The sequence below is a fragment of the Bacillus velezensis genome, assembly GCF_001461825.1.
In the GTDB taxonomy this organism is placed as follows: domain Bacteria; phylum Bacillota; class Bacilli; order Bacillales; family Bacillaceae; genus Bacillus; species Bacillus velezensis.
The window spans coordinates 523,369-536,944 of sequence record NZ_LLZC01000020.1 but is presented as its reverse complement, the minus strand read 5'-3'; the positions used below and the strand labels follow the sequence as shown (position 1 = coordinate 536,944).

The 13,576-nt window shown below is 46.1% G+C and carries 11 protein-coding genes and 4 tRNA genes; 14 read left to right on the top strand and 1 reads right to left on the bottom strand.

Going from position 1 to position 13,576, the window contains the following annotated elements:
* Positions 1 to 43 precede the first annotated feature (43 nt).
* From AR442_RS17715 to AR442_RS17655, 12 genes are all read left to right on the top strand, one after another.
* Positions 44 to 457 carry a VOC family protein gene (locus AR442_RS17715; protein ID WP_021494628.1) on the top strand — a complete coding sequence of 138 codons (414 nt, stop codon included), beginning with the start codon at positions 44 to 46 and terminating at the stop codon, positions 455 to 457.
* A gap of 238 nt (positions 458 to 695) precedes the next feature.
* A complete protein-coding gene (gene purA, locus AR442_RS17710) occupies positions 696 to 1,988 on the top strand; it encodes an adenylosuccinate synthase (RefSeq protein ID WP_014419343.1) in 1,293 nt (430 codons plus the stop codon).
* Between the two features lie 202 nt (positions 1,989 to 2,190).
* Positions 2,191 to 2,266, top strand: a tRNA-Lys gene (locus tag AR442_RS17705).
* A gap of 8 nt (positions 2,267 to 2,274) precedes the next feature.
* A tRNA-Glu gene (locus tag AR442_RS17700) sits at positions 2,275 to 2,346 on the top strand.
* Between the two features lie 84 nt (positions 2,347 to 2,430).
* Positions 2,431 to 2,507, top strand: a tRNA-Asp gene (locus tag AR442_RS17695).
* A gap of 36 nt (positions 2,508 to 2,543) precedes the next feature.
* Positions 2,544 to 2,616 (top strand) — tRNA-Phe (locus tag AR442_RS17690).
* A 336-nt stretch (positions 2,617 to 2,952) separates the two neighbouring features.
* Positions 2,953 to 3,660, top strand: a complete 708-nt coding sequence (gene walR / locus AR442_RS17680; RefSeq protein ID WP_004393104.1) for a cell wall metabolism DNA-binding response regulator WalR — start codon at positions 2,953 to 2,955, stop codon at positions 3,658 to 3,660.
* A 6-nt stretch (positions 3,661 to 3,666) separates the two neighbouring features.
* On the top strand, positions 3,667 to 5,502 hold the full coding sequence (walK, locus tag AR442_RS17675) for a cell wall metabolism sensor histidine kinase WalK (RefSeq protein ID WP_004393106.1): 1,836 nt from the start codon (positions 3,667 to 3,669) through the stop codon (positions 5,500 to 5,502).
* Complete coding sequence (gene yycH / locus AR442_RS17670; protein WP_014419341.1) at positions 5,492 to 6,850, top strand: two-component system activity regulator YycH; 1,359 nt, start codon at positions 5,492 to 5,494, stop codon at positions 6,848 to 6,850. The genes walK and yycH overlap by 11 nt, the downstream gene beginning before the upstream one ends.
* Positions 6,837 to 7,676, top strand: a complete 840-nt coding sequence (locus tag AR442_RS17665; RefSeq protein ID WP_014419340.1) for a two-component system regulatory protein YycI — start codon at positions 6,837 to 6,839, stop codon at positions 7,674 to 7,676. The genes yycH and AR442_RS17665 overlap by 14 nt, the downstream gene beginning before the upstream one ends.
* Positions 7,677 to 7,690: 14 nt before the next feature.
* Entirely contained in the window at positions 7,691 to 8,485 is a 795-nt protein-coding gene (locus AR442_RS17660) for an MBL fold metallo-hydrolase (RefSeq protein ID WP_007407895.1), read from the top strand.
* 86 nt (positions 8,486 to 8,571) lie between these two features.
* Positions 8,572 to 9,768 (top strand): S1C family serine protease, encoded by a 1,197-nt coding sequence (locus tag AR442_RS17655; protein ID WP_053285279.1) that lies wholly within the window; start codon positions 8,572 to 8,574, stop codon positions 9,766 to 9,768.
* A gap of 389 nt (positions 9,769 to 10,157) precedes the next feature.
* Here AR442_RS17655 and AR442_RS17650 read toward each other — a convergent pair whose 3' ends face one another.
* Positions 10,158 to 11,069 carry a PepSY domain-containing protein gene (locus AR442_RS17650; RefSeq protein ID WP_017418499.1) on the bottom strand — a complete coding sequence of 304 codons (912 nt, stop codon included), beginning with the start codon at positions 11,067 to 11,069 and terminating at the stop codon, positions 10,158 to 10,160.
* A 213-nt stretch (positions 11,070 to 11,282) separates the two neighbouring features.
* Here AR442_RS17650 and AR442_RS17645 point away from each other — a divergent pair, with 213 nt between their 5' ends.
* The gene (locus tag AR442_RS17645) at positions 11,283 to 11,966 is read left to right on the top strand and encodes a response regulator transcription factor (protein WP_053285280.1); all 684 of its coding nucleotides are present in this window, start codon (positions 11,283 to 11,285) and stop codon (positions 11,964 to 11,966) included.
* Positions 11,963 to 13,381 carry a sensor histidine kinase gene (locus AR442_RS17640; RefSeq protein ID WP_021494634.1) on the top strand — a complete coding sequence of 473 codons (1,419 nt, stop codon included), beginning with the start codon at positions 11,963 to 11,965 and terminating at the stop codon, positions 13,379 to 13,381. Before AR442_RS17645 ends, AR442_RS17640 begins: the two co-directional genes overlap by 4 nt.
* The last annotated feature ends 195 nt before the right edge of the window (positions 13,382 to 13,576 follow it).

Here is a 13,576-nt window from a genome sequence, read left to right as displayed (position 1 = left end):
AAAGAAAGCGCTTTTATATAATGACATTAAGGGAGGAATGATGATGACAATGGAATTTCCGCAATTTCAAGCGGCACAAATCCGGATTGCCCGGCCGACCGGACAGCTCAAAGAAATCATCAGGTTTTATGAAGAGGGCCTCGGACTGAAGAGGATCGGCAGCTTTTCCGGACATGAGGGCTACAGCGGTGTCATGTTCGGCCTGCCCCATACGCAATACCACTTAGAATTCACCGAAGAAACCGGTTCGTCTCAGCCGGCACCCGTTCCGCACGGCGACAGCCTGCTTGTCTTTTACATCCCTGATCAGCAGGAGGTCATTCGCATCAGCACGAAATTAAAGCAGATGGGATATGAGGAGAAAGCACCCGAAAATCCGTACTGGGGAGAAAAAGGCGTGACCATCGAAGATCCTGACGGCTGGCGGGTCGTCCTGATGAATACAAGCGGCATATAAATGACTGTCTGAAGAACCCTGATTACGGGTTCTTTTTCTTGTTAAAGCATGAAAGTTTCGGGAGTAATAGATAGCAAATGAAATAGAAAACGCTTTTAATCATGTTTAAGGCGAACAAATATAGATTGATAAGATTTAAATGTTCGGATTTACGATTGACTTTCTGTTTCGGCACTGATACACTTAATTTGTTTGAATGAGATATCGTTTTGAAAGGTTAACGGAGGTGCACGGATATATGTCTTCAGTAGTCGTAGTAGGTACGCAGTGGGGCGATGAAGGAAAAGGTAAAATTACAGATTTCCTATCAGAAAATGCAGAAGTGATCGCACGTTATCAAGGCGGAAACAATGCAGGACATACCATCAAGTTTGATGGAGTCACGTACAAGCTTCATTTAATCCCATCAGGAATTTTTTATAAAGATAAAGCGTGTGTCATCGGGAACGGAATGGTTGTTGATCCGAAAGCGCTCGTAACGGAGCTTGCGTATCTTCATGAGCGCAATGTGAGCACGGATAACTTGAGAATCAGCAACAGAGCCCACGTCATTCTTCCATACCATCTGAAACTGGATGAAGTAGAGGAAGAACGCAAAGGGGCCAACAAGATCGGCACAACGAAAAAAGGCATCGGACCTGCTTATATGGACAAAGCGGCGCGGATCGGCATCCGGATCGCAGACCTGCTAGATCGTGACGTGTTTGCAGAAAAGCTTGAACGGAACCTTGAAGAGAAAAACCGTCTGCTTGAAAAAATGTATGAAACGGAAGGCTTCAAAATTGAAGATATTCTGGATGAGTATTATGAATACGGCCAGCAGATTAAAAAGTATGTATGCGATACATCCGTCGTCTTAAATGACGCGCTGGATGAAGGCCGCCGCGTTTTATTTGAAGGCGCTCAAGGGGTTATGCTTGATATTGACCAAGGGACATACCCGTTTGTCACTTCATCCAACCCGGTCGCCGGAGGGGTGACGATCGGTTCAGGCGTAGGCCCGACAAAAATCCAGCACGTCGTCGGTGTATCTAAAGCGTACACAACCCGTGTCGGTGACGGTCCTTTCCCGACTGAGCTGAAAGATGAAACCGGGGATCAAATCCGTGAAGTCGGACGCGAATACGGCACAACGACAGGCCGTCCGCGCCGTGTCGGCTGGTTTGACAGCGTTGTTGTCCGCCATGCTCGCCGCGTCAGCGGAATCACAGATCTTTCTCTGAACTCAATCGATGTGCTGACTGGCATTGAAACATTGAAAATCTGTGTCGCTTACCGCTACAAAGGTGAAGTGATTGAAGAATTCCCGGCAAGTCTGAAAGCTCTCGCAGAGTGTGAACCGGTATATGAAGAAATGCCTGGCTGGACGGAAGATATCACAGGCGCAAAAACATTAAGCGATCTTCCTGAAAATGCGCGCCATTATCTGGAACGCGTATCTCAGCTGACAGGTATTCCGCTTTCTATTTTCTCTGTCGGTCCCGACCGTTCACAAACGAACGTCATCCGCAGTGTATACCGCGCTAACTAAGAATTTGCAGCAAACAAGCCTCCGGTCACGGAGGCTTGTTTTTTTATGTAGGAAAAAAATAATAGTTTTTTTTCAAAAAAGTAGTTGCCACTTTCGAATGTTCTATGATATTATAAATCTCGTTGTTACGGAACAGCTTCAATAGAGTACTGCAAGAAAGCTTTTGTCTGAATGCTCTATGATACATAATCCGACACATCAAGAGCCATTAGCTCAGTTGGTAGAGCATCTGACTTTTAATCAGAGGGTCGAAGGTTCGAGTCCTTCATGGCTCACCACTTTTTATGGCCCGTTGGTCAAGCGGTTAAGACACCGCCCTTTCACGGCGGTAACACGGGTTCGAATCCCGTACGGGTCATTGATTTACTTTAGCGTTATTGCTAACTCCTTATTTGTCCTCGGAGGGCCGCCACGATACGGCTCTCCGGACAAATTACTGTAAGGTCCGGTAGTTCAGTTGGTTAGAATGCCTGCCTGTCACGCAGGAGGTCGCGGGTTCGAGTCCCGTCCGGACCGCCATTTTACTTTACTTTATAGTATAGAAAAGAAACATCTGGCTCGGTAGCTCAGTTGGTAGAGCAACGGACTGAAAATCCGTGTGTCGGCGGTTCGATTCCGTCCCGAGCCACTTACCCAAACGCATCTGCAATAGTAGGTGCGTTTTTTCTTTTGTTATAAAAAAGGGAGAGCCGGCTTTTCAGCCGGCCCAGAAGAAGACGTCAAACACTAGACGGCGTTTTTTTTCGTGAGGTTTCAAAAAAATATTATTTTTTAAAAGAAAATAAAAAACATGACAAAAGGATGGCAGTTCAATACGTTTTTGCGCTGTTCTCTTTAATTTTTTTATCTTTTGACCTGAAACCGTTATAATAGACGGGGAACGTTTTTCACGATCCGAATTGTGATCATCATGAAACATCAATAGATGAAATGAAGTCATTCTGGCAGGAGGAAAATCAAGATGATGGATAAGAAAATCCTTGTAGTCGATGATGAAAAACCGATTGCAGATATATTAGAGTTTAATTTAAGAAAAGAAGGCTATGACGTGCATTGTGCGTACGACGGAAACGAAGCCGTGGAAATGGTGGAGGAGCTTCAGCCTGATTTAATTCTTTTAGATATTATGCTTCCGAATAAAGACGGAGTTGAAGTGTGCCGGGAAGTCCGGAAAAAATATGATATGCCGATTATTATGCTGACGGCAAAAGACTCGGAGATTGACAAGGTCATCGGGCTTGAAATCGGAGCGGATGACTATGTCACGAAGCCTTTCAGCACGCGTGAGCTTCTGGCCCGCGTCAAAGCGAACCTGCGCCGCCAGCTTACGGTTGCGCCGGCTGAGGAAGAATCAGCTTCTAATGACATTCATATCGGTTCTCTCGTCATCTTCCCTGACGCTTATGTCGTATCAAAAAGAGAAGAAACGATCGAGCTGACCCATCGTGAGTTTGAATTGCTTCATTACTTAGCCAAACATATCGGACAGGTTATGACGCGTGAGCATCTGCTGCAGACTGTGTGGGGCTATGACTATTTCGGTGACGTGAGAACGGTGGATGTAACAGTGCGCCGTCTCCGTGAGAAAATCGAGGATAATCCGAGCCATCCGAACTGGATCGTCACAAGACGGGGTGTCGGTTATTACTTGAGAAACCCTGAACAGGACTAACCGGCGATGAATAAGGTTGGTTTTTTTCGGTCGATTCAGTTTAAGATCACGCTGATCTATGTGCTTCTCATTATCATCGCCATGCAGATTATCGGCGTGTACTTTGTGAAACAGGTGGAGAATTCTCTTCTCAAGTCCTATGAATTATCGTTAAATCAGCGGATTGACAATCTTTCCTATTATATTGAGCAGGAATATAAAGGAGACAATGACAGCACCGTCATTAAAGATGACGTCAAACGGATTTTGAATGATTTTACGAAAAATAATGAAATACGGGAGATTACATTTGTTGATAAAAGCTATGAGGTCGTCGGTTCTTCGAGGCCTTATGGCGAGGAAATAGCGGGGAAACAGACGACTGACCCGATTTTTAAACGGATTTTCTCAACAAAACAGGCCTATTCAAAAAAATATTATGATCCTAAAAGCAAAAACAGAGTGCTGATTTCAGCAAAACCTGTCGTCACAGAGAATCAGGAAGTTGTCGGCGCGATTTATGTCGTGGCCAGTATGGAAGATACCTTTAACCAGATGAAAACCGTCAACTCGATTCTTGCTTCAGGAACAGGCTTAGCCCTTGTTCTGACGGCTCTTCTCGGTATTTTTCTCGCCCGCACCATTACCCATCCGCTGTCAGATATGCGTAAGCAGGCGATGGAACTGGCAAAAGGGAATTTCTCCAGAAAGGTGCGGAAATACGGGCATGATGAAATCGGTCAGCTCGCAACGACGTTCAACCATCTGACGAGAGAGCTTGAAGATGCCCAAGCCATGACGGAAGGGGAGAGAAGAAAGCTTTCTTCCGTTATCGCGTATATGACGGACGGTGTCATTGCAACGAATCGCAACGGGGCTATTATTCTTTTAAACAGCCCTGCGCTTGAGCTGCTGAATGTTTCACGTGAAACGGCTTTAGAGATGCCGATTACGTCTTTATTGGGCATAAAAGAGAACTTTACATTTGAGGATCTAGTAGAACAGCAGGATTCAATGCTGCTGGAGATCGAACGTGACGATGAAACGACTGTACTGCGGGTGAATTTTTCCGTTATTCAGAGAGAGCACGGAAAAATCGACGGTTTAATCGCGGTTCTTTATGATGTCACCGAACAGGAAAAACTCGATCGGGAGCGCAGAGAGTTCGTTGCCAACGTGTCTCATGAGCTGCGGACACCGCTGACGACCATGCGAAGCTATTTAGAGGCGCTTGCAGAAGGCGCGTGGGAAAACAAAGATATCGCTCCGCGTTTCTTAATGGTGACCCAAAATGAGACTGAGCGCATGATCAGATTGGTGAACGACCTGCTTCAGCTTTCTAAATTCGACAGCAAAGATTATCAGTTTAATCGGGAGTGGATTCATATGATCCGCTTTATGTCACTGATTATCGATCGTTTTGAAATGACGAAAGAACAGCATGTCGAATTTATCCGCGAGCTTCCGGACAGAAATCTGTACGTGGAGATTGATCAGGATAAAGTGACGCAGGTTCTCGATAATATCATTTCTAACGCACTGAAATACTCACCGGAAGGCGGACATGTCACTTTCTCAGTCGATGTGAATGAGAAAGAAGAGCTGCTTTATATCAGCGTAAAAGATGAAGGTATCGGCATTCCGAAAAAAGATGTGGAAAAAGTCTTTGACCGTTTCTACAGAGTGGATAAAGCGCGCACGAGAAAACTCGGCGGCACCGGGCTCGGCCTTGCGATTGCAAAAGAGATGGTTCAGGCGCACGGCGGAGACATTTGGGCCGACAGTGTAGAAGGCAAAGGAACGAAGATTACATTTACTCTTCCATATAAAGAAGAGCAAGAGGATGATTGGGATGAGGCGTGAAAATATAAAAACAGTCATACTGTCAGTGCTGGTCGTCATTAGTCTTGTTTTAACATGGGGAATTTGGACATTCCAGCCCAATTTTTCAGAAGGCACGGCCTCAACCAAATCGACTGTCCGGGAAAAGCATAAAATTGATAAAACGAGCCAAAAAGTGTCGCAAACGGTAAAACCCCGGGATATGTTTATTCATACAAACGGCTCTCATTACAAAGTGAATGATGAGACGCTCTTTAATGACCTGTGGGCGGATTTGCCGCAATGGGAAGTAAAAGGGATGAAGGATATTTCCGATCAATACGACAAGCTCGGTTTTAAAAATTGGCTTTACGGCAGAAACGGCAATTCGGCAAAGCTCGATCTGCAATTCAATGACACCATTCCGATTGATTTCTTCCAAACGATGTTTAAATGGTCGAATCCGTCAATGGAATACAGCTCATTTGACCATATTGTCATTCCGTTTAATGAGAATAAGACGAATAAGAAGATTTACATGGTCTCATACAGCAAGCAGCTGATTTTGGAAGTGACTGTGGAATCGGCGAATTACCGCAATCTGATGAATGAGCTGTACAGCAAAAAGTCGAGTATGCCGTTATACCACCTCTATTCGGTCGGAAAAAGCAAAGAATTTCTCATGCCGAATGCGCGGTTTAATATGAAGGAAAAAGAATTTATCACTGAAACCATTAAGACGAACCTGTTTAAGCAGACGCTTTTTAATGATCCGAGCACGGTCAGAGAAGACCCGAATTACAATCGGAATGTGCTGACTGACGGAATCAGCCGTCTGGAAATCAATTCGACACAGCGGCAGATTCAATTCCAGCATCGGAACCTGGCACAAAGCGCTTCTTATCAAACAGGCGAGCTGATTAAGAAAAGCTATAAATATTTAGAGGATACGGGAAGCTGGACGGATCATTATCAATTTTTCAATGTGAGTGATAACCAGCAGCTGAGTTTCTACATGTTTAAAGACCAAATGCCCGTGATCAACAGCACGTCTAAGCCTTTCGGATCCGGACCTGTTTTGACCCTGCAATGGGCCAATGACGAGGTTCTCAGCTACAAGCGGCCGAACTATGTTCTCGGACCGAATCCGATTAAAACAAAAGACGTAAAAATGATGAACGGCAATGAGGTTGTGTCTCTGCTGGAGCAGCAGGATAAATACGACGTGAATAAAATCGACCAGATCTTCCTGTCCTATCAAATGGTCTCTTCATCAACGAATGATCTCGTTGAACTGGAACCCGTCTGGAGTATGAAAATCAACGGGAAGATCGTCCCGATTACGAAAGATCTGCTGGGGAAGGAGGAGGACGATAATGGAGTGGAATAAGACAAAAACGATCTTCATCATTGCCTTCCTCATCCTCGATATTTTTCTCGGCTATCAGTTTTTTGAAAAACGCTCGAGCAGTGAATACGAAGTGATTAAAAATTCAAATGTGGAAAAAGACATGGAGATGGATCATATCACTTTCGGCAACCTGTCCTCTGATTCCGCGACGGGCTACCGGCTGACGGCGGGCCAAAAGGTATTTACCGCCGAAGATATTGATGCTTTGAAAGATCAAAAGCCTTTAATGGAGATGCCGGCGGATGATCACAAGGTTACGACGCTGAAAATGAAATTTACCGATCCGGTCGGTTTATCGAAGCAAAAAACGCAGGAGGATGCGGAATCGCTCGTCAGCTCTAAAGTAACCGGCGGTGAAAAATATAAACTGTGGAAAGTCGACAAGGATAAAAAACAGATCATTTTTTACCAGATGTATGACGGCCAGTTTATTTATCAGGATTTTGACTCGTCCACGGATGCGATCGGACAGGTGATTCTGCATCTGAACGATAAAAACGAGGTCGTATCTTACGAGCAGACCATGCTGGAGTCATTCAAGCGAATCCAGACGGAGAGCCTGATTCCTGAGCTGGATGCGGTCGAATTATTGTATTCTCAAAATTACTTAAAAGCGAATTGCGCCGTTAAAAGCGTTAAGTTCGGCTATATTGCCCAATATCCGCTGACAAGTACGCAGGTGCTGGCGCCGGTATGGAGAATTACAATTGAAGATAAGTCAAAAGGGACGAAGAAAAAGACACTGCAAACGTACACTGTGAACGCATTGGAAAGCACAGTCATTGATAACAATCAAAATAAATAATGGAGTGAGACACAATGGGCTTGCAATTTAGCGTGCTTGCGAGCGGGAGTACCGGAAACGCGTTTTATCTGGAGACAGAGGAGCACTCTTTTCTGGTGGATGCCGGCCTGAGCGGTAAAGCGATGGACGGGCTGATGGAGAAAATCGGCCGCAAGATAGACGACGTCGACGGCATCTTTGTCACTCACGAGCACAGCGACCATATTAAAGGGCTCGGCGTCATTGCGAGAAAGTACGGTCTTCCCGTCTACGCGAATGAAAAGACGTGGAAAGCGATGGAGAATCAGATCGGCAAGCTGGATACCGGACAAAAGTTTTTGTTCCCGATGGAAAGCGTGAAATCCTTCGGCGGGCTTGATGTTGAGTCATTCGGCGTCTCTCATGACGCGGCCGAGCCGATGTTTTATGTTTTCCACTACCAAGGCAGAAAGCTCGCGCTGATGACGGACACCGGGTATGTGAGCGACAGAATGAAAGGCATTATCCGTTCGGCCAATGTGTTTGTGTTTGAAAGCAACCATGATGTCGGCATGCTGCAAATGGGCAGATACCCTTGGAGCATTAAGCGGCGGATTTTAAGCGATGTCGGCCACGTCTCGAATGAAGACGCGGCGCTCGCCATGACTGATGTCATCGGCGACGGCACATCGCGCATCTATTTGGCGCATCTGAGCCAGGACAACAATATGAAGGAACTGGCGAGAATGTCCGTGCAGCAGACATTGGCTGCGAAAGGATTTGTCGCCGGGGAAACGTTTCAGTTATTTGATACCGATCCGAAAATCCCGACGCCGCTGTGCGCCGTGTAATTTTTCCAAATGAATCATGATTATTAATCCGCGATCTGACCCACACTATAAGCAAATCGAGTACTCTTGAAAGGATTTGAAATAGGGTGGATTATAATCGCGATGATGAACAGTACGCCTCCGAACAGCCCCGCCGCAGCAAGAGAGGGTACTTTCTATCAAGTCTGATCGGCGTCATCGTCGGGGCCGCGCTCATGGCTTTCCTGCTGCCGTACTGGACAGGCGGAGACCATGGAGAAAGCAGCAAAAGCACCAGCCAGCGTCTCGGCAGCGAACAGGTGAAAACAGTCAACGTCAATGTCAACGATGCTGTCACGAATATGGTCAGCCGTGTATCAGGTTCGGTAGTCGGTGTTCTCAATATCCAAAAGACCGATATTTGGGGAGAGGGCGGCGAAGCGGGAAGCGGATCGGGCGTCATTTACAAAAAGAACGGAAACACTTCTTATATCGTAACCAATCACCATGTCATTGCAGGTGCGACTGAAATTGAGATCAGCCTGAAGGATGGCTCACGCGTGCCTGCTGAGCTGATCGGGAGCGACCGTCTGATGGATCTCGCCGTGCTGAAGGTGAAGTCTGATAAAATCAAATCGGCCGCCCAGTTCGGCAATTCTGATCAAGTCAAAGTCGGAGAACCGGTCATTGCGATCGGAAATCCGCTCGGGCTTGAATTTGCGGGATCAGTGACACAGGGGATCATTTCAGGCACGGAAAGGGCAGTGCCCGTTGACTCAAACGGCGACGGACAGCCGGATTGGAATGCGGAAGTGCTGCAGACCGACGCCGCGATTAATCCCGGCAATAGCGGAGGCGCTTTGATGGATATATCGGGCAAGGTGGTCGGCATCAACTCAATGAAGATCGCTGAATCCGCCGTTGAAGGCATCGGCCTGTCCATCCCGTCAAAGCTTGTCATTCCCGTTATTCAGGATTTAGAAAAATACGGAGAAGTCAGACGGCCTTTCCTCGGTATTGAGATGAAATCCTTAACGGATATTGCGAGCTACCATTGGAGCCAGACGCTGAAACTTCCGAAAGGCATTAAAACCGGGGCGGTCATTATGGGTGTCGACGCGTTTTCACCGGCCGGAAAAGCGGGTTTGAAAAAGCTCGACGTGATTACCGGGTTCGACGGACATAAGGTCAATGACGTTGTGGATCTCCGTGAGCGCCTGTATCGCAAAAAGATCGGCGACCGTGTGAACATCACGTTCTACCGTTCGGGAAAGAAAAAAACAGCGGAAGTCAAACTGACAGAAGCGGATCGATTACAGAAATAAAAAAACAGCCCGGATTTCCGGGCTGTTTTTTATTGATTTATTTGTTAATATTATACTATTATGAAAACGGGGAGGTGAAACACATGAAAACGGCTGATGTGATCATCGTATTGAATGAAATTGAAGGTGAATGTGAAGGAAGAATTATTTTAGAATGCAGAATTTAAGAAAATGAAACATGTCATATCAAACGTCCTTTTTCAGGGCGCTTTTTTTATGCCTTTTTTCAGAAGCCATAAAAAAAGAACTGAACGTGGGTCACAACACGTTCAGTTAAAAATGGGTATATTTAGAAAAGGTAGACATGAACTTAGAACTTTGTGATTGAAACAGACTGGTGCTGCTGAATTGAAGCGGCAGATGAAACTGCCGGCAGAGCTTATTTTTTGTTATTTACAGATGGCTCCGTTTTGAGCGTTTACTTTCACCGTTTGTTCCGTATGGTTTTGGGCAGTGATTTTCACGATGTACTTGTAGACGCCGTTTTCTTTCTTCATTTCAGACGATTTCACAGCGCCTTTGCAATGGCTGAGCGCGATGGAATGCGCTTTTTTAGAAGCGATCATCACTTGTTTTTTCTGCACTTCTTCTTTCAGGATTTTTCCGCTTTTGCCGTCCATGTGGAGCGTATGAAGCTTGCCGTCCTGGCCGAATATGCTGACAACATAGACTGATACGCCGTTTTCTTTTTTCATTTGAGCGGATTTCACAGCGCCTTTGCAATGGCTGAGTGCGAACGATTCCGCTTTTGCACGGGTCATGTGTTGCTGGTTATTCTTTATATCATGTTTGACGATTTTGCTGTTTTTACAATTGATATGGAATGTGTGAAGCTTCCCGTCTTGTCCTGACACCTGAACCACGTAAACCATAGCGTTATGTTCGGTCTTCAGCTCAGAAGACTTCACTGTTCCTTTGCAATTCTTCACGGCGATTTTTTCAGCGCCGGATTTTGAAATGAATTGCTGTTTCTTTTCAATTTGGTGTTTCACGACTTTTCCGCTGGAGCTGTTGACATTGACGGTGTGCTGCTTTCCTTTTACGTCAAGGACGTTGACAACATATACGTAAGCGCCGTTGACTTTTTTCATTTGCGCTGATTGAACGGCGCCTTTGCAGCTGCAGTTTTTCAATGCGGTCTCTTTCGCTTTAGAGATAGAAACGGAAGCCTGCTGTTTCGTTTCCACTTTCGTCTGCGCTGCGTCATCCTTATGAATGACAGCCGCATGCGCTGAAGTTAAAGAACTGATTGAAAGTATGGTCCCCAGTGCAGCTCCTGATAAAACTTTTGTAATTCCCATCATATATTCCTCCTTAAACATTTCATTGTTGGCTTCCCAACTAAGGCTTATTGTAAAGACCCAAACTGAAAACAACATGAATCTAAGCTGAAAACTTCCTGAATTCAGCGGATTTTCAGCTTAGATTCAGTTTTGTTTCAGATAAAAGCGAATAATAGAAGGGGAAGCGAAAAAAATAAACACAGGCTGATACATCTAAGGAGAGACTGCATCATGGATAAGTTGAAAGGCATCAAGGTGCTGATTGTAGACGACGAGCCCGCCATCATTGATTTTTTAACGATGGGGCTTGTCAATGAAGGGTTTGAAGTGATGTCCGCGGCAGACGGGATGTCGGCGATGAATCTTGTGAAAACATTTCAGCCTCATATTGCCGTTTTGGACGTGATGATGCCGGGAATGGATGGGCTTGAGCTGTCAAGAATGCTCAAGAAAACAAGCAATACCGCCATCATCATGCTGACCGCGAAGGATGAAGTAGAGTTTCGCGTAAAGGCGCTGATTGAAGGCGCTGATGATTACATGATCAAACCGTTCAGCTTTGAGGAGCTGCTTGCCAGAATTTACGCAAGAATCCGCAACCAGTTTCCGCATCTTTTCGATGAGGTGGTGCTCGGCCCCTTCCGAATCGATGACCGGAGCAGAGAGATTATTTACAATGAACAGCCTTTGAAGCTGTCCGCCACCGAATATGAACTGCTGAAATGTTTAGTGCTCCACCACGGAACGGTTCTCAGCAAAACGAGGATTCTCGATCAGGTATGGGGCTATGATTTTTACGGGGAAGACAATATCGTCGAGGTGTACATCCGTTCTTTGCGCGAAAAGCTGAAGGACAAAGAACACAAGGTGATTCGCACGGTTCGGGGCGCCGGGTACAGGGTGGATCTGGCATGAAACGGCTGTACAGAACCCTGCGATTCCAGCTCCTGTTCAGGTCACTGGCGATTTTGGCCTTGCTGTTATGTTTCATCGGCGGCACTCAGTACATGTTTATGACACGGACGATGTATGAAAATCAGGCGATCAGCATTCAGAGTTATATCAATTCAATGGATCAAAGCGTATGGAGGTCAATCAAAACCCTTGCCCGTTCCGAAACATCGGCTCATCCGAATTTGATTTACCCCGGGGTGACGGTTGCTTTTATCAATCAATCATACAAGATGTCTGTTTTATCAGAAGACCCGCACGCGGGGGCCGCTCCTTCTTTTCCGAAAAAAGTGTATCAGGATGCGCTGACAGATACAATGGCGCTTCACTATCAGGTGGCTCACAATAAGGCGGGTGAGGAAATCATCGTCGTGTTTCAGGCGATTTCCGTTGACGGCAGGCAGGCGGGAGTTGTGCAGATGAGCACGCTGACCCAGCCTCTGAATGATTCGCTTTTCCGCCAGATCAGCATTTTCGCGGTGCTTTCCTTTGCGGCTTTGGTCATCGGACTGTTTGTTTTCTTGCCGGTGATCCGGCTCACACTCAAGCCGCTGTCCCGCATTGTGCGTATGATGGGTGACATTAATGCCGGCAGTCTCGATAAACGGCTGCCGATCGATAGGAAGCAGGCCGAAATTGAGTCATTGGGCATCTCCATCAATCAGATGCTGGAACGGATTGAAACCTCTTTTCAGGCGGAAAAAGAAGCGAAGGAACGAATCCGGCAGTTTGTATCAGACGCATCACATGAGCTGAGAACGCCGCTTACCTCCATTCACGGCTTTATCGAAATTTTAATGCGCGGAGCGGCGGAGAAGCCGGAGCAGAAAGAAAAAGCGCTTCAAAGCATGTACGCGGAATCCGCCAGGGCAAATAAGCTGATAGAGGATCTTCTGTTTCTCGCGAAGATTGACCGGGTGCCGAGCTTTGAAATGAAAAAAGGCGCATTGGGAGACGTCATTTTGGAAATGGAGGCTCAGTTGAAGCTGCTCGCGAGAAACCGGAAGCTCGAGTTCTTTGTCGATCAAAAGATAGAATCCGTTTTTGACAAAGACAAAATGAAGCAGGTCATTCTCAATCTATTTTACAATGCGGTGCAGCATACGGATGAAGACACGGGTGTCATCACCGTCTCCCTGCAGAAAGACGGAGGAATCATGCTTATGATTGCGGATAACGGAACGGGAATCGCTCCGGAGCATGTGCCTCATTTGTTTGACCGGTTTTACAGGGCGGAAACCTCCCGATCCCGTCAATCCGGCGGCGCGGGGCTGGGTCTTGCCATTACCAAAACCATTATCGACAGCCATAACGGAACAATTGAAGTGAAAAGTGAGCAGGGAAAAGGCTCCGTGTTCATCATCCGGCTGCCGGGATAAACCGGGAAGCAGGAAGAAATATCACAATTTATATATAAATTCTAAATTTTCAAAAAATAACTTGTCCTTTTCCAATATTGATGATAATATCTAGTTATTGGTAAAGGGGGTGTGTACTGATGAAGATTGAAGAACTTGATCTTGATACAGAAACAGCAAGCTTGGTGCATCGCTGCTAGTAAAGCCGTGACTCCC

Coding starts and splice junctions, on each gene's coding strand:
- walR (WP_004393104.1), top strand. CDS start 2,953: ATGGATAAGAAAATCCTTGTAGTCGATGATGAAAAACCGATTGCAGAT.
- purA (WP_014419343.1), top strand. CDS start 696: ATGTCTTCAGTAGTCGTAGTAGGTACGCAGTGGGGCGATGAAGGAAAA.
- AR442_RS17640 (WP_021494634.1), top strand. CDS start 11,963: ATGAAACGGCTGTACAGAACCCTGCGATTCCAGCTCCTGTTCAGGTCA.
- AR442_RS17665 (WP_014419340.1), top strand. CDS start 6,837: ATGGAGTGGAATAAGACAAAAACGATCTTCATCATTGCCTTCCTCATC.
- walK (WP_004393106.1), top strand. CDS start 3,667: ATGAATAAGGTTGGTTTTTTTCGGTCGATTCAGTTTAAGATCACGCTG.
- AR442_RS17645 (WP_053285280.1), top strand. CDS start 11,283: ATGGATAAGTTGAAAGGCATCAAGGTGCTGATTGTAGACGACGAGCCC.
- AR442_RS17715 (WP_021494628.1), top strand. CDS start 44: ATGACAATGGAATTTCCGCAATTTCAAGCGGCACAAATCCGGATTGCC.
- AR442_RS17660 (WP_007407895.1), top strand. CDS start 7,691: ATGGGCTTGCAATTTAGCGTGCTTGCGAGCGGGAGTACCGGAAACGCG.
- AR442_RS17650 (WP_017418499.1), bottom strand. CDS start 11,069: ATGGGAATTACAAAAGTTTTATCAGGAGCTGCACTGGGGACCATACTT.
- yycH (WP_014419341.1), top strand. CDS start 5,492: ATGAGGCGTGAAAATATAAAAACAGTCATACTGTCAGTGCTGGTCGTC.